The organism is Streptococcus sp. GMD5S (assembly GCF_000298715.2).
Taxonomy (GTDB): Bacteria; Bacillota; Bacilli; order Lactobacillales; family Streptococcaceae; genus Streptococcus.
In genome coordinates, this window is the sequence record NZ_AJRG02000003.1 from 119,332 (window position 1) to 140,972 (window position 21,641).

General features: G+C 41.0%; 20 protein-coding genes and 1 pseudogene. 14 read left to right on the plus strand and 7 right to left on the minus strand.

Features of this window, described 5'->3' with window-relative positions; all coding sequences use genetic code 11:
- Positions 1-8: 8 nt before the first annotated feature.
- Positions 9-914 (plus strand): DMT family transporter, encoded by a 906-nt coding sequence (locus GMD5S_RS0202790; protein ID WP_000047999.1) that lies wholly within the window; start codon positions 9-11, stop codon positions 912-914.
- 44 nt (positions 915-958) lie between these two features.
- Here the strand turns inward: GMD5S_RS0202790 and GMD5S_RS0202795 are convergent, their stop codons facing one another.
- Both GMD5S_RS0202795 and rsmG read right to left on the minus strand, forming a co-directional pair.
- Entirely contained in the window at positions 959-2,242 is a 1,284-nt protein-coding gene (locus GMD5S_RS0202795) for a uracil-xanthine permease family protein (protein ID WP_000808282.1), read from the minus strand.
- Between the two features lie 370 nt (positions 2,243-2,612).
- Positions 2,613-3,326 (minus strand): 16S rRNA (guanine(527)-N(7))-methyltransferase RsmG, encoded by a 714-nt coding sequence (gene rsmG / locus GMD5S_RS0202800; RefSeq protein WP_000801953.1) that lies wholly within the window; start codon positions 3,324-3,326, stop codon positions 2,613-2,615.
- A 93-nt stretch (positions 3,327-3,419) separates the two neighbouring features.
- Between rsmG and GMD5S_RS0202805 the strand changes: the two genes are divergently transcribed.
- From GMD5S_RS0202805 to GMD5S_RS0202830, 6 genes and pseudogenes are all read left to right on the plus strand, one after another.
- The gene (locus tag GMD5S_RS0202805; protein WP_000219838.1) at positions 3,420-3,980 is read left to right on the plus strand and encodes a LemA family protein; all 561 of its coding nucleotides are present in this window, start codon (positions 3,420-3,422) and stop codon (positions 3,978-3,980) included.
- A gap of 1 nt (position 3,981) precedes the next feature.
- On the plus strand, positions 3,982-4,881 hold the full coding sequence (htpX, locus tag GMD5S_RS0202810; protein ID WP_000895757.1) for a zinc metalloprotease HtpX: 900 nt from the start codon (positions 3,982-3,984) through the stop codon (positions 4,879-4,881).
- Positions 4,882-4,941: 60 nt separating this feature from the next.
- A pseudogene (locus GMD5S_RS10180) lies at positions 4,942-5,303 on the plus strand (RNA polymerase sigma factor).
- A gap of 116 nt (positions 5,304-5,419) precedes the next feature.
- Complete coding sequence (locus tag GMD5S_RS0202820; RefSeq protein WP_001025497.1) at positions 5,420-5,800, plus strand: GntR family transcriptional regulator; 381 nt, start codon at positions 5,420-5,422, stop codon at positions 5,798-5,800.
- A complete protein-coding gene (locus GMD5S_RS0202825) occupies positions 5,793-6,641 on the plus strand; it encodes an ABC transporter ATP-binding protein (RefSeq protein WP_000049613.1) in 849 nt (282 codons plus the stop codon). Before GMD5S_RS0202820 ends, GMD5S_RS0202825 begins: the two co-directional genes overlap by 8 nt.
- The gene (locus GMD5S_RS0202830; RefSeq protein ID WP_000202415.1) at positions 6,641-7,270 is read left to right on the plus strand and encodes an ABC-2 transporter permease; all 630 of its coding nucleotides are present in this window, start codon (positions 6,641-6,643) and stop codon (positions 7,268-7,270) included. The genes GMD5S_RS0202825 and GMD5S_RS0202830 overlap by 1 nt, the downstream gene beginning before the upstream one ends.
- Before the next feature lie 183 nt (positions 7,271-7,453).
- On the opposite strand, the gene GMD5S_RS0202835 is transcribed toward GMD5S_RS0202830, so the two are convergent.
- Together GMD5S_RS0202835 and GMD5S_RS0202845 are read right to left on the minus strand one after the other, a co-directional pair.
- Complete coding sequence (locus tag GMD5S_RS0202835) at positions 7,454-9,013, minus strand: ATP-binding cassette domain-containing protein (protein WP_008285058.1); 1,560 nt, start codon at positions 9,011-9,013, stop codon at positions 7,454-7,456.
- Positions 9,014-9,497: 484 nt separating this feature from the next.
- Complete coding sequence (locus tag GMD5S_RS0202845) at positions 9,498-9,827, minus strand: hypothetical protein (RefSeq protein WP_000389545.1); 330 nt, start codon at positions 9,825-9,827, stop codon at positions 9,498-9,500.
- A 168-nt stretch (positions 9,828-9,995) separates the two neighbouring features.
- Between GMD5S_RS0202845 and GMD5S_RS0202850 the strand changes: the two genes are divergently transcribed.
- The 7 genes from GMD5S_RS0202850 (at position 9,996) to GMD5S_RS0202880 (ending at position 19,151) form a co-directional block, all read left to right on the plus strand.
- Positions 9,996-10,538 carry a YceD family protein gene (locus tag GMD5S_RS0202850; protein ID WP_000773194.1) on the plus strand — a complete coding sequence of 181 codons (543 nt, stop codon included), beginning with the start codon at positions 9,996-9,998 and terminating at the stop codon, positions 10,536-10,538.
- Entirely contained in the window at positions 10,539-11,168 is a 630-nt protein-coding gene (nth, locus tag GMD5S_RS0202855) for an endonuclease III (RefSeq protein ID WP_000244432.1), read from the plus strand.
- Positions 11,169-11,378: 210 nt separating this feature from the next.
- Complete coding sequence (gene pyrR, locus GMD5S_RS0202860; protein WP_000850018.1) at positions 11,379-11,900, plus strand: bifunctional pyr operon transcriptional regulator/uracil phosphoribosyltransferase PyrR; 522 nt, start codon at positions 11,379-11,381, stop codon at positions 11,898-11,900.
- 18 nt (positions 11,901-11,918) lie between these two features.
- The gene (locus tag GMD5S_RS0202865; protein ID WP_001293856.1) at positions 11,919-12,842 is read left to right on the plus strand and encodes an aspartate carbamoyltransferase catalytic subunit; all 924 of its coding nucleotides are present in this window, start codon (positions 11,919-11,921) and stop codon (positions 12,840-12,842) included.
- 49 nt (positions 12,843-12,891) lie between these two features.
- A complete protein-coding gene (locus tag GMD5S_RS0202870) occupies positions 12,892-13,971 on the plus strand; it encodes a carbamoyl phosphate synthase small subunit (protein WP_000166847.1) in 1,080 nt (359 codons plus the stop codon).
- A gap of 448 nt (positions 13,972-14,419) precedes the next feature.
- Positions 14,420-17,596, plus strand: a complete 3,177-nt coding sequence (gene carB / locus GMD5S_RS0202875) for a carbamoyl-phosphate synthase large subunit (RefSeq protein WP_008292738.1) — start codon at positions 14,420-14,422, stop codon at positions 17,594-17,596.
- Positions 17,597-17,816: 220 nt separating this feature from the next.
- On the plus strand, positions 17,817-19,151 hold the full coding sequence (locus tag GMD5S_RS0202880) for an Nramp family divalent metal transporter (protein WP_000100514.1): 1,335 nt from the start codon (positions 17,817-17,819) through the stop codon (positions 19,149-19,151).
- Between the two features lie 115 nt (positions 19,152-19,266).
- Here the strand turns inward: GMD5S_RS0202880 and GMD5S_RS0202885 are convergent, their stop codons facing one another.
- The 3 genes from GMD5S_RS0202885 to GMD5S_RS0202895 form a co-directional block, all read right to left on the minus strand.
- Positions 19,267-19,509 (minus strand): type B 50S ribosomal protein L31, encoded by a 243-nt coding sequence (locus GMD5S_RS0202885; protein WP_000710762.1) that lies wholly within the window; start codon positions 19,507-19,509, stop codon positions 19,267-19,269.
- 163 nt (positions 19,510-19,672) lie between these two features.
- Positions 19,673-20,542, minus strand: a complete 870-nt coding sequence (locus GMD5S_RS0202890; protein WP_000414493.1) for a hypothetical protein — start codon at positions 20,540-20,542, stop codon at positions 19,673-19,675.
- A 107-nt stretch (positions 20,543-20,649) separates the two neighbouring features.
- Positions 20,650-21,594: a DHH family phosphoesterase gene (locus tag GMD5S_RS0202895; RefSeq protein WP_000401763.1), complete on the minus strand. Its 945-nt coding sequence runs from the start codon at positions 21,592-21,594 to the stop codon at positions 20,650-20,652.
- Positions 21,595-21,641 lie beyond the last annotated feature (47 nt).

A 21,641-nucleotide genomic window follows, 5' to 3' on the forward strand; every position in this document is an offset into this window, starting at 1 on the left:
GGGGAAGCATGTCGAAAACCGTAAAAGGAACTCTGTATACAGTAGTGGCAGGGATTGCTTGGGGCTTGTCTGGAACCAGTGGCCAATACCTGATGGCACACGGGATTTCTGCTTTAGTCTTGACCAATTTGCGACTTATCATTGCAGGCTTGGCACTGGTGTTCTTATCCTATACGACTTCAAAGGATAAATTCCTTTCTTTTTTAAAAGACAAAAAAAGTCTGCTATCTCTGTTGCTATTTGCAGTTTTTGGACTTTTCTTAAACCAGTTTGCCTATCTTTCTGCCATTCAGGAAACCAATGCTGGAACGGCGACAGTTCTCCAGTATGTATGCCCCGTTGGGATCTTGGTTTATACCTGTATGAAGGATAAGGTAGCTCCGACACTGGCTGAGATTATTTCGATTGGATTGGCTATAGGAGGAACTTTTCTGATCGCGACGCATGGGAAAGTCGACCAGTTGTCTGTCACACCCCTAGGTCTGTTCTGGGGCCTCTTTTCAGCCTTGACCTATGCCCTCTATATTATCCTTCCCATCGTTTTGATTAAGAAGTGGGGCAGTATTTTGGTGATTGGTGTCGGGATGGTTATTTCTGGTGTAGTGGCTATTCCCTTCACAGGAGTCTTACAGGCCAGCATACCAACCAGCTTAGATTTTCTCTTTGCATTTGCTGGGATTATCATCATCGGAACGGTCTTTGCATATACAGCTTTCCTAAAGGGAGCTAGTCTGATAGGCCCTGTTAAGTCTAGTTTATTGGCTTCCATAGAGCCAATTTCTGCCGTTTTCTTTGCCTTTCTGATTATGAAGGAACAGTTTTATGCGATTGATTTTATAGGTATGGCTATGATTTTACTAGCCGTGACCATTATTTCATTGAAAGATTTACTGTTGGAAATAAAGAGTAAGTAATTAAAAAATCCACTCAATCGAGTGGATTTTTTGTGTATAGATGATTAGTCTTTATTTTCGTGTGGCAAAATCAAGTTCAAGATGATTCCTGTCATGGCTGATAGAGCAGTACCTGAAAGTGTAACTGGGCCAAGTTTGAGGATAGCCCCACCAAGTCCAAGTACCAACATGGCACTTGCGATGATGAGGTTACGCATTTGGCTGAAGTCAACGCGTTCCTTAATCAAAACTTTCAAACCATTGCTGGCGATAACCCCGTAGAGAAGGATGGACATGCCACCAAGCACAGCATTTGGAATGGTTGAAATCAAGGCAGTAAATTTACCAAGGAAGCTAAGAGCAATGGCGATGAAGGCCGCGTTACGGATAACAGAGACAGAAGCGATGCGAGTCATCCCGATAACTCCTGTATTTTCTCCGTAAGTCGTGTTAGCTGGTCCACCGAGGAAGGCGGATACAGATGTCGCGATACCGTCACCGAGAAGCGTACGGTGAAGTCCTGGTTCTTTTAGGAATTGACGGCCACAGATTTGACTCAAAACTGTGTGGTCTCCAATGTGTTCTGAAATTGTTACGATTGCAATTGGCAAGATAGCAATTGTTTCAGGACCGAAGTACAAGTTGTACTCTTTAAAGGCACCACCAGTGCTAAATGGCAAGTAGAAACCAGGAATTTCAAACCAGTTGGCTTGAAGGACTGGGGTAAAGTCAACCAAACCAAGCATCATAGCGAAGATATACCCACCGATGATGGCAAAGAGGAAAGGAATGATACGGAGGAACCCTTTTCCTTTTGTATTGATAAAGGCTGCAATCAAGAACGTAACAACGGCTACAAGGGCGTTTTTCCAGTTTCCGTCTGCCACAAGTCCAGCATTCGTTACAGCAGAACCAGCAAGACCAAGACCGATAACGATAATCATAGGTCCGATAATGATTGGTGGCAAGAGTTTATCAATCCATTTCGTACCTGCAAAACGAACACTTGCTGCTACAAGGACATAGACCAAACCAGTCAAGATGACCCCAGTTTGAGCAGCAGATACATCGCCCCCCATTTCTTTCATGGCTAGAGACATAGCCGTGATAAAGGCGAATGAAGAACCTAGGTAAACTGGAACCTTAAAACCAGTAGAAATCATGTAGATAAGTGTTCCAATACCGGAAGCAAAGAGAGCAACCGACACGGGCATTCCCAAAATTAAGGGAACGAGAATGGTTGCACCAAACATGGCAAATACGTGCTGGAAGCTGAGAAGAATACCTTTACCAGCAGAAGGACGTTGATCAACGTCTAGTAACAAGTCAACAGTTGATTCCTGTTTCATAAAAACCTCACTTTTGGGCACCAAAAAAGAGCCCATTATTTTGCAGCAATAGGCCCTCAGAGTAAGACTTTTTAAAAAATAGCTATCTTTTAAAAATTTATATAAATCTGCGCCTTCGTCACCTCACAGGATGACATTAAAAACCTTTGCTTAGGATAGTATAGCAGAAAAAATTCGTTTTGTAAACGAATTTTTCCCGAGCCTAGAAATGCGAAAGCGAGGTTTGATTTTGTAAATCATTTTTTCCCGAGCCCAGAAACAAAAAAGCGAGGTTGATTTTGTAAACGAATTTTTCCCGATCCTAGAAATAATAAAGCGAGGCTGATTTTGTAAATTGTTTTCTGAACTTTAAACAAGGGTGCACCATTGTTTAAAGTGGGCGTTTGTTGGGCATGCCAGCCTTTCTTGGGTACTTGTTAGGTGTTTCCTTTTTCTTTTCGACGACAGTGATGTAGCGCGGATCTCCATTTGGTAGGGCGTAGCTGAGATTGTCTTCGACCTTGCTGAAGAGGAGGTTGAGGGCATTCTTGGCTTCTAGCAATTCCTCAGGAGCATTGCTGGCCTTGAGTGCCAATAGTTTGCCACCGACTTTAAGATAGGGAATGGTCAGCTCAGACAAAACCTGCATACGGGCAACCGCACGAGCCGTCACCACATCAAACTGGGCACGGAAGTTCTTGTCTTGGGCAAAGTCTTCTGCCCGTCCATGGTAGAAGTGAACACCGTCCAAATCCAGCTCCTGAGCCAATAGTTGGAGGAAGTTGATGCGCTTATTTAGCGAATCAATGATGGTTACATCTAACTGAGGATAGAGGATTTTCATAGGAAGGCTGGGAAATCCTGCCCCAGCCCCGATATCAAGAAGTTTGATAGTTTCATTTGAAATCAAACCTTGCAGAATGGGTGCAATCGAATCATAAAAATGTTTGAGATAAACTTCTTCTTTATCTGTAATAGCGGTCAGGTTAATTTTTTCATTCCACTCGACCAAGAGTTCAAAATACCGTTCAAATTGGTTCTTTTGCTGGTCCGAAAGTGGAAGATTTTGCTCAGCTAGTAGGCTGTAAAATGTTTCTGGTTTCATAGTAGTTTCCTTCTCTAGTATCATCTTATTTTACCATATTCGTTAAAATTTTGATATACTGGTAGTAATCTAAAAGCAGAAAGGAATAAGATTATGACTTGGATTATTCTTGGAGTTTTGGCTCTGATTGTTATTTTTGTGATTGTTAGCTATAACGGTTTGGTTAAAAATCGTATGCAGACCAAGGAGGCTTGGAGCCAGATAGATGTTCAGTTGAAGCGTCGTAATGATCTCCTCCCAAACTTGATTGAAACAGTCAAAGGCTATGCGAAATATGAAGGTTCTACCTTGGAAAAAGTGACAGAACTTCGAAGACAAGTAGCCGCAGCAACTTCACCAGCTGAAGCTATGAAGGCCAGTGATGCCCTTACCCGCCAGATTTCTGGTATCTTTGCAGTAGCAGAGAATTACCCAGACTTGAAAGCTAGTGCTAACTTTATCAAATTACAAGAAGAGTTGACCAATACTGAAAATAAAATTTCTTACTCACGCCAACTCTACAACAGTGTTGTCAGCAACTACAATGTAAAACTTGAAAGTTTCCCAAGCAACATCATCGCAGGACTATTTGGATTTAAAGCTGCAGACTTCCTTCAAACACCTGAAGAGGAAAAGGCAGTTCCTAAAGTTGACTTTAGCGGATTAGGTGACTAAGATGTTGTTTGATCAAATTGCGAGCAATAAACGAAAAACCTGGATTTTGTTGCTGGTTTTCTTCCTACTCTTGGCCTTGGTTGGTTATGCGGTTGGCTATCTCTTCATGCGCTCAGGTCTTGGTGGCATGATTATTGCCTTGATTATTGGTCTTATCTACGCTCTGACCATGATCTTTCAATCGACAGAGATTGTCATGTCTATGAATGGGGCGCGTGAGGTTGATGAGCAAACAGCTCCAAACCTCTACCATGTAGTAGAAGATATGGCCATGGTCGCTCAGATTCCCATGCCTCGTGTTTTCATCATTGAGGATTCATCTTTAAATGCCTTTGCAACAGGTTCGAATCCGCAGAATGCAGCTGTCGCAGCCACTTCGGGTCTCCTAGCCATCATGAACCGTGAGGAGCTAGAAGCAGTAATGGGGCATGAAGTCAGTCATATCCGGAACTATGATATCCGTATTTCGACCATTGCTGTTGCCCTTGCTAGTGCTATTACCCTGCTATCTAGTATGGCAGGACGGATGATGTGGTGGGGTGGTGCAGGCCGCAGACGGAGTGATAATGATCGTGATGGAAATGGTTTGGAGATTATCATGCTTGTTATCTCTCTCTTAGCCATTGTTCTAGCACCTCTCGCTGCAACCTTGGTGCAATTAGCCATTTCCCGTCAGAGGGAATTTCTGGCGGATGCATCTAGTGTGGAGCTGACCCGCAATCCTCAAGGGATGATCAATGCCTTGCGTAAGTTGGACAATAGCGAGCCGATGCATCACCATGTCGATGATGCCAGCAGTGCTCTGTACATCAATGATCCTAAGAAAGGTGGGGGACTACAAAAACTCTTTTATACCCACCCACCTATCTCAGAACGAATCGAACGCTTGAAACACATGTAGAAAAAATGGCTCTTTGTCAACTGTAGTGGGTTGAAGAAAAGCTAAAATAAGCTCCATAATATCCATAGGGGATTTACCCACTACAAATATTATAGAGCCGAAAAATATTTGAAGCAGGTGGATAGAAGAAATCACCTGCTTTTTTCTCGTCTTTTGAAAATGATGGACATTTTGAGGATAGTATAGTTGATGAGGGTTTTGATGTAGATAAAAACGTTCAGACACAGAGGATGATTGAGGCAGTGCGAGATGCACTATCAAAATTAAATGATGAAGAAAGAGAAATCATTGATAGACTTTATTTCAATGATGAAACTATTCGTTTGGTGGCTGAAATGAAAAAAATATCTCATCCAGCTCTCATAAAGAGAAGAAATAAGATATTGGAAAAGCTAAGAGAGTTGCTGAAAGAATTTAGATAGTAATGAGAAGAAGCGGGAAAAAAATTTTTGTCTGCTTCTTTTTAGATATTGCAATGTTTTAACTGTTATGCTATAATAATAACAGTTAAAACACAAATAACAGTAGGGGGTTGATGATGAATATACAGATAAATAATTCCAGTGATGAACCAATATATCTGCAAATAAAAAATCAAATTAAAGCACAAATCATTTCTGGAGATTTGAAAGTGGGAGAACAACTACCTTCGATAAGATTCTTAGCGAAAGAAATAAGAGTAAGTATGTTAACTGCAAAAAGAGCTTTTGATGAATTAGAGTTAGACGGGTTTATAAATTCGGTACAAGGAAAAGGTAATTTTGTTGCAGCACAAAATAAAGAACTAATTCGAGAAGAATACTTAAAGAAAATTGAATCGAAGCTTCAAGAAGTAGTTGAACTTTCAGAAATTGCAGATGTATCCAGTGATGAATTGATAAAAATGTTAAAGAGTTATGTGGAGGGTGAATATGAGTAAATATGCTATTGAAATTAAAGATTTAGTAAAAACATTTGACAGTTTTAAACTAGGACCGGTAAATCTTACTATTCCGAAAGGAACAATAGTTGGATATATCGGACAGAATGGAGCTGGTAAAAGTACAACTATAAAATTGTTACTTGGGCTTTTAAGAAAAGACTCTGGCGATATAAGACTTTTAGATGAGGAAAATCCTAATAGTGTTGAACTGAAAGATAAACTTGGAGTGGTATTTGATGATTTGTTAGTGCCGGAAGAAATGACATTAATCGATGTTGAAAAGTTTTGTCATAGAGTTTATTCAAAATGGGATAAAAAGCAGTTTTATGGATTCGTTGAAAAATTCAATTTACCACATAAAAAGATGATTAAAAACTATTCTCGTGGTATGAAAATGAAACTTTCAATGGCTGTTGCTTTATCTCACAATGCTGAACTTTTGATTTTAGATGAAGCAACAAGTGGGCTTGACCCAATTGTAAGAGAGGAAATCTTGGATTTGTTATTAGATTTTATGCAAGATGAAAATCATACAATTCTTATTTCTTCCCATATTTTATCTGACTTAGAAAAAGTGGCAGATTACATTGCTTTTATCCACAATGGAAAAATCTTATTTATGGAAACAAAAGATGAGTTAAAAGAAAACTACGGTATATGTACTTTATCCAATGAAGAAGTAAATAACATTGATGAAGAAGCCATTGTAGGAAGAAGAATACATTCTTTTGGGCAAGAGTTACTTGTTAAAAAGAGTCTTGTACCTGATGGTATCAAGTTACAAAAACCGTCAATTGAGGATATTATGATTTACTTTGTGAAAGGAGTGAGACAATAATGACATCATTAATTTTGAAAGATATAGCAACTTTAAAAAAGACATTATTATTAACGGTTACTATCAGTATTGCACTGGCTGTATATGGAATTTATGAAAATGAATTGTTTATGGTTCCGTTAATATGTGTAATGATTCCGCTCATACTTACTGCAATCGCCTTTGGCTATGATACAAAATCAAATTTCGAACAGTTTGCATTTTCGATGCCAATAAAAAAGAGCAGTTATGTGTTGAGCAAGTTTTTCTTTGCATTTGCCTTTGGTTTGGTTGGTTCAATCTGCATTTTTGTACTGTTGATGACAAAAAATCAAATGTCATTGGATAATATAGTGTTTATTGCTTTAATTACATTAGCTGCTAGTATACTTATGTCTGCCATTCAATTACCATTTATTCTTAAATATGGTGCTGAAAAGGGTAGACTCATTATGGTAATCACTTATTTCTTAATATTTGCTTTATCAACACTGTTAAAAGAAAAGTCAAATTTTCTTGCAGAACTAATGGAGATTTTTAGTAAGAATTCTATATCAATGATTTGCTTAGGAATTTTAGTTGTAAGCATATTAATCATAGGGCTTGCAGTAAAATTGTCCGTTATGATTATGGAGAAAAAAGAATACTAGTTATAAATTATTTAATTTGTAGTTAAGTGGCAGAGATGGAAAAACAATTTTTTCCTTAATTGTCAAGTCAAGTGCAACAAAGTTGTTCTTCTGATTAAGTGAGTATCTTTCAAGCTGTTTGAGTTAGCTCAAACAGCCCAAAGAATCCAGAGGTCGTCTCTGGATTTTTGCTATATTCAACATTTATAAATCTTGTAAATCAACAACTTCCAAACCATTTTCTGTCAAACGATAGATACTCGTACAGACCTCTTTTAAGAAGCGTCTGTCATGCGAAACAGTAATCAGACCGCCTGGATAGGAGGCAAAGAGTTTTCTGATTTCGGGTTGAGAAGTGGGAGAAAAGTTTCGTGTGGGCTCATCTAGAAGGAGAAAGTTTGGTTTGCGCAACACTAAATCCAAAAGTAGAAGTTTACCCTGTTGACCACCAGATAAGGAGCGGATTTGGTGGTGCATCTCTGGATAGCTGAAATTGAGACTAGCTAGGTGAGATTGGATTTTCTGCAGTTCCTCTTTTCGTCCAGTTTGACTGAGGTAGGCTATTGGAGATAAATCCAATTGCAGTTTTTTATGGTAATCTTGTGGCATAAAAGCAAGCGAAATCTCTCTTTTGGCGCTGAGCAGTTGTTGAAACTTGGCTAACAGAGTTGATTTCCCAACACCATTTGGCCCAATGATACCGATTTTATCTTGGCCACGGACAGTTAGTTGTAACCCCTGAGCTAAAACGCGCTCTCCAATGGACAAATTTTCTTTTTCCAGTTGGATTAATACTTTAGAAGCCGGTAATGGTTGGACGTCTGAAAAGAAAAGTTGGATTTGTTCCTCGTCAAGTGGCTTTTGGGTCATGGACTGGGCTTCCTTTTCAAAGCGTTTTTCTTGAGAGAGTACATTTTTCATCTTTTTAGCCAATAGGCGCCCGGCAACATCATTTTTAGTATTTCGCAAAGCATTTTCTACATTCTGCTTAACGCGACGATGTTTTTCCATGGTTTTGTCATAGGCTCTTTGGTCGTTAGCAGCTTGCTGGCTTTGTCTGGCAAAACTAGCCTTCCTCTGGTCACTATAGCGATCGTAGTCTAAATGCTCCACTAGGGTTTCGGCTTCTTTCCGGTGTTTAACAAGGCGTAAATGGATAATAGTATCCGCAGTTTGAGAAAGAAAGTCTTCATCATGGGAAATGAAAATAACAGTTTGCCTAATCTTTCGAATTTGACCTTTTAGCCAATCAACCGTCTCAAGGTCTAGGTCATTTGAAGGTTCATCTAAAAATAGAATCTCAAAGGGTTTTGCCAACTCATGGATGAGCTGAATTTTCAAAGCTTCGCCCCCTGATAGACTGCCAATTTCTTGGTCGCTAGCAAAACGGTCGCTATCAAAGTGCAATTCCTCCGCCAAACGATAAAGAATACTGTAGTCTAAATCAGCAGAATCCAAAAAGAAGTAGTCATGTAGAGTTTTCTTTTTCAGGTCCTCAGCTAGTTTTTGAGGAATGTAGGCCAGTGATTGAAGGTCAGACTGAATGTCGCCCTTGATAGTAAAATCAGGCAAAGCTTCCCCCATTAAAGCTCGTAGTAAAGTCGATTTGCCATTTCCCTCTTCACCAATAATAGCAACCTTTTCTCCGTCTTGGATAGTCATGGTTAGGTCAGATACAAGATCTCGTAGATCTTTGTTTTGTGTGATGGTCAGATGATTGATTTTTATCATATTGTTGCCCTTTCTAGAATGTCCATAGTGCATAACAAAAAGCTCTACTTTATCTAGTAGAGCCCAAAGTCACTGTCAAAACTCTATTATCCTCGTTGAAAAGGTCGTCAAACTAGCTTGGAGCTGCCTAACCCAAGAGGGGCAGATGATTAGCTTTCCAGTTTTTTGATTTTCAATGAGGACAAGATACTAGAAAATCTAGTATTAAAAGAGCACACAAAAAGAGACAAAAACAAGATCTACTAAATAAAGGTTCTTTATTTGATAGATTAGTTGTTCATGTCTCCCTTACCTCCGAGTATTAGTACCTCTATCCTATACCTTTCAGGAAATTTTGTCAATAGAAAACAGGAAATTCTAGTTTTTATACTCAATGAAAATCAAAGGGCAAACTAGGAAGCGACCCGAAGACTGCTTAAAGCACAGCTTTCAGGTTGCAGATAGAGCTGACGAAGTCAGTAACCCATACCAACGGCAAGGCGAAGTTAACGTGGTTTGAAGAGATTTTTGAAGAGTATCAGAAACCAAAAACAGGCCCATAGAGAGTCAGTACGTGTTTGACATGTTCGTAGTGGAACTTGTCATAGTTGCGCCAAGCGGTGCGTGCTTGATCATTCAGTTTTAGGCTCCCTAGTCCAATCAGAAGACTGGTGCGTTGGTAAAATTTCTCAAGGTCGATTAAGATACTGTTGTCCAGCTTTTCTGCTTTTTTTAGTTCCGTAAGAGTGGTGTTCAGCAGCTCTTGCAGTCGAAGATCATCGGCTGTTCCTTGTTTGCAACTTTGGTAGCTTTTATCTAACTCGGAAAGGAGTTGGTAAGCTTCAGTGATGAGTGCTTTATCTTCCATATGAGCATCCTCCTTGCTCTAGTGTATTCTTGCCTATAGTATAGCACTAATAGGAAAGTTTGTCATAGTAAATATGTTAAAAAATGAGATTTTAATATCAAAGTTTGGAAAGCTGACTTATAGCCTTTTCATGGTATAATCAAGTGAGTACATCTTTATGGAGGAAATATGAAGTTAAATATTCAAGAAATTCGTAAGCAACCTGAAGGCCTGCATTTTGAACAAGCTTTAGACCTGGCAGCAGACTTGCGTAAACGGAACCAAGAGATTTTAGATGTCAAAGATATCCTTGCAGTGGGGAAGGTACAGTACGAAGACCGTCTGTATTTCTTAGACTATCAGTTGTCATATACCATTGTCCTTGCTTCCAGCCGCAGTATGGAGCCGGTTGAGTTAGCTGAGTCTTATCCAGTGACAGAAGTTTTCATGGAAGGAGCGACCAACCAACTGGACCAGGAAGTTCTAGATGATGATTTGGTCTTGCCTATCGAAAATGGGGAAATCAACCTTGCAGAGAGCGTAGCAGATAATATCTTGCTCAATATCCCAATCAAAGTCTTGACGGCAGAAGAAGAGGCGGGCCAAGGTTTTGTGTCAGGAAATGACTGGCAAATCATGACTGAGGAAGAATACCAAGCCCAACAAGCAGTCAAGAAAGAAGAAAACAGTCCATTTGCTGGCTTGCAAGGACTGTTTGATGGAGACGAGTAGATGGTTTTATCCAAGAAACGTGCCCGTCATGTCATAGAGGAAATTATTGCCCTTTTTCCAGATGCCAAACCAAGTCTAGATTTTCGCAATCATTTTGAACTCTTGGTTGCGGTGATGTTGTCAGCTCAGACGACAGATGCAGCGGTAAATAAGGCCACGCCAGGTCTCTTTGCTGCTTTTCCAACGCCACAAGCCATGTCTGTCGCGACAGAGAGTGAAATTGCTTCACACATTTCTCGCCTGGGACTGTATCGAAATAAGGCCAAATTCCTTAAAAAATGTGCCCAACAGTTACTAGACGATTTTGATGGTCAAGTGCCTCAGACACGAGAGGAATTAGAAAGTCTAGCGGGTGTTGGTCGTAAAACAGCAAATGTCGTCATGAGTGTGGGGTTTGGGATTCCTGCTTTTGCAGTGGATACTCATGTGGAGCGTATCTGTAAGCATCACGATATCGTAAAAAAATCGGCTACGCCACTTGAAGTAGAGAAACGTGTTATGGATGTCTTGCCACCAGAAGAGTGGTTAGCAGCCCACCAGGCTATGATTTACTTTGGACGAGCTATCTGCCATCCCAAAAATCCAGAATGTGACCACTATCCCCAACTGTATGATTTTAGTAATGTTTAAGGGGACTCTGAAAAAGTTTTTGCTTGATTTTAAGGGTGCTTTGTGCTATAGTAAATGATAACTAAATAGTCCTTTAAACCTGTCCCGTGAGGCAGGCAAGGAGCGCGATAAAGTAGAAGGGTGAAGTCTATACTGTATACAGTAGGGCTCGCTTAGCTATACATTTCAAGTCTCCTTGTAGAAGGAGACTTTTCTTTTTGGAGGTTTGTCATGAAGACAAAAGAAGTTGTAGACGAATTGACTGTCAAACGAGCGATTACGCGAATTACTTATGAGATTATTGAGCGCAATAAAGATTTGAATAAAATTATCCTAGCTGGGATAAAAACGCGTGGTGTTTTCATCGCTCATCGTATCAAAGAACGCTTGGAGCAGTTGGAAAACATCACTGTTCCTGTTGTGGAATTGGACACCAAACCTTTCCGTGATGATGTTAAAAGCGGAGAAGATACTTCTTTGATTTCTGTTGATGTGACAGACCGTGAAGTTATCTTGGTGGATGATGTACTCTATACAGGCCGTACCATCCGTGCTGCTATTGATAACATTGTCGGCCATGGTCGTCCTGCGCGCGTGAGTCTTGCGGTGCTAGTTGATCGTGGACATAGAGAATTGCCTATCCGTCCAGATTACGTTGGGAAAAATATCCCAACCAGTCGTTCTGAAGAAATCATCGTAGAGATGACAGAACTTGATGGCCAAGACAGAGTTCTGATTACTGAAGAAGCTTAGAAAGCTGAAGGAGTAGCCATGTCAGAAAATCAACAAGCATTGAACCATGTGGTTTCCATGGAAGACCTTACAGTTGATCAAGTGATGAAATTGATCAAACGAGGGATCGAGTTTAAAAACGGAGCCCAACTTCCCTACGAGAACAAACCTATCGTATCGAATCTCTTCTTTGAAGATTCTACACGGACACATAAGTCCTTTGAAGTGGCAGAGATTAAGCTGGGGCTGGAACGACTTGACTTTGATGTGAAGACTAGTTCGGTCAATAAGGGTGAGACACTGTATGATACCATCTTGACCCTATCTGCTCTAGGAGTGGATGTCTGTGTGATTCGCCACCCAGAGGTTGACTATTACAGAGAGTTGATTGCGAGTCCGTCGATTACGACTTCCATTATCAATGGTGGTGATGGCTCAGGTCAACATCCTAGCCAGAGCTTGCTTGATTTGATGACCATTTATGAGGAATTTGGGCACTTTGAGGGTCTCAAGGTTGCTATTGCAGGCGACTTGGACCACTCACGTGTTGCCAAGTCCAATATGCAGATTTTGAAACGCTTGGGAGCTGAACTATACTTTGCAGGACCTGAGGAATGGAGAAGTCAAGAATTTGCGGACTATGGACAGTTTGTAACTATTGATGAGATTGTTGATCAGGTGGATGTTCTGATGTTACTCCGAGTTCAACATGAACGCCATGATAGTGGAGCCGTTTTTTCAAAAGAAGATTACCATGCTCAACACGGTTTGAACCAAGAACGCTATAATCGCTTAAAAGAAACAGCAATCATAATGCATCCTGCTCCAGTTAATCGAGATGTGGAAATTGCTGACCACTTGGTTGAAGCATCAAAATCACGCATTGTCCAACAAATGACCAACGGTGTCTTTGTTCGAATGGCAATCTTAGAATCCGTACTGGCGAGTAGAAACGCCAACTAAAACACAAGACGTTAAAAGACGCCAGTGAGCGTCCACGAGAGGTGAAAATATGACAAAAAGACTTCTAGTATTAGAAGATGGCACAGTTTTTGAAGGCAAGGCCTTCGGAGCAGATATAGATGTAACAGGCGAAATCGTCTTTAATACAGGGATGACAGGCTATCAAGAATCCATTACTGACCAGTCTTATAATGGGCAAATCTTGACCTTTACCTATCCTTTGGTAGGAAATTATGGCATTAATCGTGATGATTACGAATCCATCATTCCAACTTGTAAGGGAGTTGTCGTTTTCGAAGAAGCGCGTCGAGCTAGCAACTGGCGCAACCAAATGACCTTGGATGAATTTTTGAAAGCTAAGAAAATTCCAGGTATTTCAGGGATTGATACGCGTGCACTTACCAAGATTATCCGTAAGCATGGTACCATGCGTGCAACCTTGACTCACGTTGGGGACAGTATGGACCATGTGACGGACCAGCTCCAAGCAACAGTCTTGCCGACAGACAATATCAAACAAGTTTCTACTAAAACTTCCTATCCAGCTCCAGGAGTTGGTTTGAGCGTGGTCTTAGTAGACTTTGGGCTCAAGCACTCAATTCTACGTGAACTTTCTAAGCGCAACTGTAACGTTACGGTTGTTCCGTATTCAACAACGGCAGAAGAAATTCTCCACCTCAATCCTGATGGAGTTATGTTATCAAATGGTCCAGGTAACCCAGAAGATGTTCCAGAAGCACTGGACATGATTCGTGGTGTGCAAGGAAAAATCCCAATCTTCGGAATTTGTATGGGGCACCAACTCTTTGCTATGGCAAACGGGGCTAAGACTTATAAGATGAAATTTGGACACCGTGGATTTAACCATGCAGTACGTGAGATTGCTACAGGCCGTGTAGACTTTACTAGCCAGAACCACGGTTATGCAGTCAGCCGTGAGGACTTGCCAGAGCATTTGATTATTACTCACGAAGAAATCAATGACAAGTCAGTTGAAGGTGTGCGTCACAGATACCAACCAGGTTTCTCTGTTCAATTCCACCCAGATGCAGCTCCTGGTCCACACGACGCAAGCTACCTATTTGACGAGTTTATCGAGATGATGGAAGCTTTTAAACAAGCAAACTAAGAACGAGTAAAAGCTCGTCGGAGAATTTATGTAACTGAACACGGACGGAAAGCTCGGAATTTAGAGAAACCAACTTGGATTGTCAATCCTTCCTTGATTTCCTAAAATTCAATCGCTTTCTATTCGTCCTTTGTATCTTATTTAATGTCGCTCTGTGAGGCGACGAATAGAAAGGCAGGTCGTTTCTTTTAGTCGCTATCAGGCGAACTAAAAACTCCCTGCACTAGATTTTTTATCGAAAAATATCGTTTCTCTAAAAAATCGTCGGAGAATTTATTTAATGGCAACCCGAGAGTTGCCGAATAGAAAGGAGAAGGGTGGTCCGTATTTGCTGAACTGAATACGGGCTACGGACGGTGCTAAAAAGATAGTTATTCCTAGAACTGATAGTTCTTCGTCATAACTCCTATTTTAGCTTTGTCCGCTTGACGCCCTTAATATCTTATAAATGCCTAAACGTACAGATATTCAAAAAATTATGGTGATTGGTTCTGGTCCGATTATTATTGGTCAGGCTGCTGAGTTTGACTACGCTGGGACCCAGGCCTGCTTGTCTTTGAAAGAGGAAGGTTATGAGGTTGTCTTGGTGAACTCAAACCCTGCCACCATCATGACGGACAAGGAGATTGCTGACAAGGTTTACATCGAACCAATTACACTTGAGTTTGTGACGCGTATTCTCCGTAAGGAACGTCCAGATGCCTTGCTTCCAACTCTTGGAGGCCAAACAGGGCTCAATATGGCCATGGAATTGTCTAAAAATGGTATCCTAGATGAATTGGGAGTAGAACTTCTCGGTACTAAATTATCGGCCATCGACCAAGCGGAGGACCGTGACCTCTTTAAACAATTGATGGAAGAGCTTGAGCAGCCAATCCCTGAATCTGAAATTGTCAACACAGTGGAAGAAGCTGTTGCCTTTGCGGCGTCAATCGGCTACCCTGTCATCGTCCGTCCAGCCTTTACCCTAGGTGGTACTGGTGGTGGTATGTGTGCCAATGAGGAAGAATTGCGTGAAATCGCTGAAAATGGTTTGAAACTGTCACCTGTTACCCAATGTTTGATTGAGCGTTCCATTGCAGGTTTCAAGGAAATCGAGTACGAAGTTATGCGTGACTCGGCTGACAATGCCCTCGTTGTTTGTAACATGGAAAACTTTGACCCAGTTGGAATTCACACAGGGGACTCTATTGTATTTGCCCCTGCGCAAACCATGTCAGACTATGAAAACCAAATGCTTCGTGATGCCAGCTTGAGCATTATCCGCGCTCTCAAGATTGAAGGTGGATGTAACGTTCAGCTAGCCCTTGATCCCCATAGCTTTAAGTACTATGTTATCGAAGTAAACCCTCGTGTATCGCGTTCTTCTGCCCTTGCTTCTAAGGCGACGGGTTATCCGATTGCCAAATTGGCTGCCAAGATTGCCGTTGGTTTGACTCTGGATGAGGTCATCAACCCAGTTACAGGTTCAACTTATGCTATGTTTGAACCAGCTCTTGACTACGTCGTTGCTAAGATTCCACGTTTCCCATTTGACAAGTTTGAAAAAGGGGAACGTCGTCTCGGTACCCAGATGAAGGCAACTGGAGAAGTTATGGCCATCGGTCGGAACATTGAGGAGTCTCTTCTTAAAGCCTGTCGTTCACTTGAAATTGGGGTTCACCACAATGAAATGCCTGAATTGGCAACCGTTTCTGATGATGCCTTGATTGAAAAGGTTGTCAAGGCCCAAGATGACCGTCTCTTCTACGTATCAGAAGCTATTCGCCGTGGTTACACACCAGAAGAAATCGCTGAGCTTACGAAAATTGATATCTTTTATCTTGATAAACTCTTGCACATCTTTGAAATTGAGCAAGAATTAGGTGCCCATCCACAAGATCTAGAAGTCTTGAAAACAGCTAAACTCAATGGATTTTCAGACCGCAAGATTGCGGAGCTTTGGGAAACGACAGCTGAGCAAGTTCGCCAACTTCGCTTGGAAAACAAGATTGTCCCAGTCTACAAGATGGTCGATACCTGTGCGGCGGAGTTTGACTCTGAAACACCATATTTCTATTCAACCTATGGATGGGAAAATGAGTCTATCAAGTCTGATAAGGAATCCGTCCTAGTCCTAGGTTCAGGTCCAATCCGTATCGGACAAGGGGTTGAGTTTGACTATGCAACTGTTCACTCTGTTAAGGCGATTCAGGCTGCTGGTTATGAAGCCATCATCATGAACTCAAATCCAGAGACTGTTTCGACGGACTTCTCTGTGTCTGACAAGCTCTACTTTGAGCCATTAACTTTTGAAGATGTCATGAATGTCATTGATTTGGAGCAACCAAAAGGCGTTATTGTTCAGTTCGGTGGTCAAACAGCTATCAACCTTGCAGAGCCCTTGGCAAAAGCTGGTGTGACCATCCTTGGTACGCAAGTCGCTGATCTAGACCGTGCAGAAGACCGTGACCTCTTCGAGCAAGCTCTAAAAGACCTGGATATTCCACAGCCACCAGGACAAACGGCTACCAATGAAGAAGAAGCCGTGCTTGCAGCTCGCAAGATTGGTTTCCCAGTCCTTGTTCGCCCATCTTATGTCTTGGGGGGACGTGCCATGGAAATCGTTGAAAACGAAGAAGACCTCCGTTCTTACATGCGTACCGCTGTTAAGGCTAGTCCAGACCACCCAGTTCTTGTTGACTCTTACATCGTTGGGCAAGAGTGTGAAGTTGATGCCATTTCAGATGGAGAAAATGTCCTTATCCCTGGTATCATGGAACATATCGAGCGTGCTGGTGTCCACTCAGGTGACTCCATGGCTGTTTATCCTCCACAAACCTTGTCGCGAAAGGTTCAGGAAACTATCGCAGACTACACCAAACGCCTAGCAATCGGCCTTAACTGTCTTGGGATGATGAACATCCAGTTTGTCATCAAGGATGAAAAAGTCTACGTTATTGAGGTCAATCCACGTGCCAGCCGTACGGTGCCATTCCTTTCTAAGGTAACTAATATTCCTATGGCTCAAGTAGCAACCAAGCTCATTCTTGGTCAAAGTCTTGAAGAACTTGGCTACCAAGATGGACTTTATCCAGAAAGCACTCGCGTTCATATCAAGGCGCCAGTCTTCTCCTTTACGAAACTAGCTAAGGTAGACAGCTTGCTCGGTCCTGAAATGAAGTCAACAGGGGAAGTTATGGGTTCTGATACTACTCTTGAAAAAGCTTTGTACAAGGCCTTTGAAGCTTCTTACCTGCACTTGCCAACTTTTGGAAATGTGGTCTTTACCATCGCTGATGATGCCAAAGATGAAGCCTTGGACTTGGCTCGTCGTTTCCAAAATATCGGCTACGGTATCCTCGCGACAGAAGGGACAGCAGCCTTCTTTGCTAGTCATGGACTGCAAGCCCAACCTGTTGGTAAGATCGGTGACGATGAACAGGATATCCCAAGCTTTGTTCGCAAAGGGAAAATTCAAGCAATTATCAATACTGTCGGAACCAAGCGAACTGCTGACGAAGATGGTGAGCAAATCCGCCGTTCAGCTATTGAACACGGTGTGCCACTATTTACAGCCCTAGATACAGCTAATGCCATGCTTAAGGTGCTAGAAAGCCGTAGTTTTGTCACAGAAGCGATCTAGTTGAGAAAGAATTTTTACAGTTTTAAAGCCAGCGTCAGAAAACGCTGGCTTTTGCAATACTGATATTGCTTATTTCAACTATCATTTTTTTTATTTGTAATCATTCTAAAATGTGATATAATAAGCGTGAATTGGAAATAGGTAAACTATTTTCATCATTCTTTCAAAAAATATTCTATTAAGAAATATGTAAAGACAGATTAGAAAGTGTAAAATCCCTATGTCCTCTTATAAAAAAGTCTCTCTTTCTGAGATCAATCAATCTATTGAAACTCCCAATAACAATCATTTTTGGCAAAATCTAAAAGCTTTTTTAGGTCCTGGAGCACTTGTAGCAGTTGGTTATATGGATCCTGGAAACTGGATTACCAGTGTAGTTGGTGGTGCTTCCTACAAATATAGTCTCTTATTTGTTATTTTAATTTCATCCATCATCGCTATGCAGCTACAACAGATGGCTGGAAAGCTCGGTATCGTGACTAGGATGGACCTAGCACAGGCAACAGCTCATCATGCTCCCAAATGGCTTCGCTATAGTCTATGGGTGATTTTAGAATTAGCTTTAATGGCGACAGACTTAGCTGAGGTTCTAGGCTCAGCAATTGCCTTAAATCTTTTATTTAAAATACCGATTATGGTCGCTATCCTCTTAACCGTTTTGGATGTATTTCTTTTGTTGTTGTTGATGAAATTTGGCTTCAAAAAAATTGAAGCCATTGTTACGACTCTTATTTTAACCATATTAGCCATCTTTACCTATCTGGTAGCTTTATCCAATCCAAGTATTCAGGGTATCTTTGGTGGTTATTTACCGACTTCAACATTATTTGAAACACCATTGCCAGGTCATGAAAGCCAATTGACCTTGGCTTTAGGGATTGTAGGAGCGACAGTCATGCCCCATAATCTCTATCTTCATTCATCCCTATCCCAAACAAGGAAAATCAATCACAAAGATAAGAAGGATGTTCGAAAAGCTGTGCGTTTTATGACCTGGGATTCAAATCTTCAGTTGTCTCTAGCCTTTATTGTCAATTCCTTGCTTCTTATTTTAGGGGCATCTCTCTTTTTTGGGCATGCATCTGAAATTTCAGCTTTTTCTCAAATGTACAATGCTTTACAGGATTCGACAATAGCAGGAGCTATAGCCAGCTCAACTCTGTCAACTTTATTTGCCCTAGCTCTCTTAGCAAGTGGTCAAAATTCGACCATTACAGGTACTTTGACAGGACAGATTGTCATGGAAGGTTTCTTGCATCTGAAATTGCCTCAGTGGATAATCCGTATCGGTACCCGTATTTTTGCCTTGCTTCCTGTGATTATAGTCGCCGTCTTGTTTGGACATCAAGAAAAAACCTTGGATCAGTTATTGGTCTATTCACAGGTATTTCTGTCAATCGCTCTTCCGTTTTCAATCTTCCCCTTAATCTATCTGACCTCTAAGAAGTCACTGATGGGAGAATTCACTAATGCCAAGTGGAACACCATCCTAGGTTACGCAGTTTCAATCATCTTGACCATTCTCAATATCAAGCTTCTTTTCGATATTTTTTAACCTCGTTTGAAATCAATTATAGTGTCAGCGTGAAGGTTGACAAATAGAAAGTAGTAGTGATTGGTTCATAAAAAGAAGTACAAAAAAAGAACAGTGGTAACTGTTCTTTTTTTGATTATTTGAGACCGTATTTTTTGTTGAAACGATCCACGCGTCCATCTGCTTGAGTGAACTTTTGACGTCCAGTGTAGAATGGGTGTGAGTCTGATGAAATTTCCACACGGATCAATGGGTAAGTTTCGCCTTCGAACTCAACAGTTTCGTTAGAGCGTTTTGTTGAACCGCTAAGGAATTTGTAACCAGTAGTTGTGTCCATGAAGACAACTGGGCGATATTCTGGATGGATATCTTTTTTCATTTTGCAATATTTCCTTTCTGCCATGGTCTCTTTGCGAGCCATAGATTGTTACCATACTAGTCTATCAGATTCTGATAAGTTTGGCAAGTCTTTTCCCTGATTTTATTAAAAATCTTGATAAAAAATCACTCCAGTGTTTACTGGAGTGAGGGTAGAAGAATGATTAGTTCTCTTGATTTGGAGTTTTTTCTTCTTGTTGATTTTTTACTTCTGTTTCTTTAACTGGTTCTGTGTTTTCTGCTGCTGATTTAGCCTCTTTTTCAGTTTCAGTAGGTTCTGTTTCTGTTGATTCTGTTACAGTTTCAGTTTCAGCTTCAGCCTCTGTTTCTGTTGGTTCGTTTACTGGCTCAGCTTCTGTTTTTGTTTCAGATTCTGTAGTTTCTTCTTTTACTGGTTCTGCGTTTTCTGCTGTTGATTCAGCTTCTACATTAGCTGGTTCCTTAGCTTCCTCTTTTTGCTCGGTTTCCTCTTTAGCTGTCTCTGTTTTTTCAGCTGTAGTTTCTTCTTTTTTACGTTCTTGAGATTCTTTTTTGATTTCTTCGACTGCAGTTTTAACGGTAGAGCTTGTTACACGTCCGACAGTTTGAGCAAAATCTTTACCAGACTCAGCTAATTCAGTAAATGATTCTTTGGTAATTTTACCACCTGACATTGCCAAGAGACCAGTTACAACTAGTGCAATGCTAGCAAGAATAGCTAAAATCAAACCAAAGCCGATTGAAATGCCATATCCACCAAAGTTAGACATGTATTTATTTACATTAAAGAGACTATTTAGTGTAACGAGAGTTGCAATTGCACCCGCAACAATGACACCAATTGAGAACCCTTTAGGCATTGCTTTATTCATGTTATTCAAGCACGCAAGAACAATAGACACAATAGCTGCGATAATGACAAACCACCCATCTCCTTGGTAACCATTCACACTATAGGACCCAAAAGCACCTGCATTTAAACTAGCCCATGGCAAAAGTGAACCAAGGATTGCTACTCCAGCAGAAATGAGGATAAACAAACGATTTTTTTCCATTATTAAGTCTCCTTTTATTCAGTTTGATTTATTATACCATAAACTGAGGTACAAAGAAACCGTATATTTTAAGAATCTAGCATATAAAAGGCCAAGAAAATTCTTTCTTAGCCTTGGTGAACCTGTAGAGCCTCTTTCAGTTCTTTGTATATTTGTTCGTTTTCTTCTAGACTATAGGAATTGGCGCCACTAGCTAATGGATGTCCTCCTCCGTCGTGTTCTTTGGCAATTTCATTGATAGGGGTAATTTTACTGCGCATTCGCACACGGAAGTGACCATCAGCTTGCTCAACAAAGATAGCCCAAGCCTTAACAGTATCAATTCGACCAGGTGCTCCGACAATTGCCGCTGTTTCAGCATCCGTAACCTTATATTTTTCCAAGATGTCTTGAGTAAGCAGAACGCGTGCAGCCCCATTCTCATCAACTTCTAAGTGATCATAAACATATCCTTGCAATTTTGCAATCTTGAAGCTCATGGTATCCATTTGACGAGACAATCCAGCAAAGTCAAAATCAATTTCTCGGAGCTGGCCAGCTATTCTAAAGGTACGGGCACTAGTTGACGGGTAGAGAAAACGCCCTGTGTCTCCAACAATTCCTGCATAGAGAAGTCGTGCCGCTTCACTAGATAAAGCTAGCTGATTTTCTTGAGCAAATAGAGCAATCATCTCACTGGCGCTGCTTGAACTTGTATCCACCCAAGATAGGTCACCATAGATATCATCATTTGGATGGTGATCGATTTTGATGGTGAAATCAGCTTGTTCGTAGCGTTTATCATCGATACGAGGACGATTCGCTGTATCACAAATAATAGCAAGAGCTCCTTGGTAGTCACTGTCTTGGACAGTATCCATTTCCGCCATCCAAGTTAGAGTTGGTTCGTTAAAACCGACGGCTTTGATGGTCTTTTCAGGAAAATGGTGTGTGAGAAGAGCTTTCAAGCCTACCTGACTCCCTATGGCATCTGGATCTGGTTTCATATGACGGTGAATGATAATGGTATCGTATTCTTTGATTTTCTCTAATATTTGCTGGCAAATTTCCATAAATAACCTCAATTCTTTCTCATTTCATTGTAGCACAAGAATTTTTA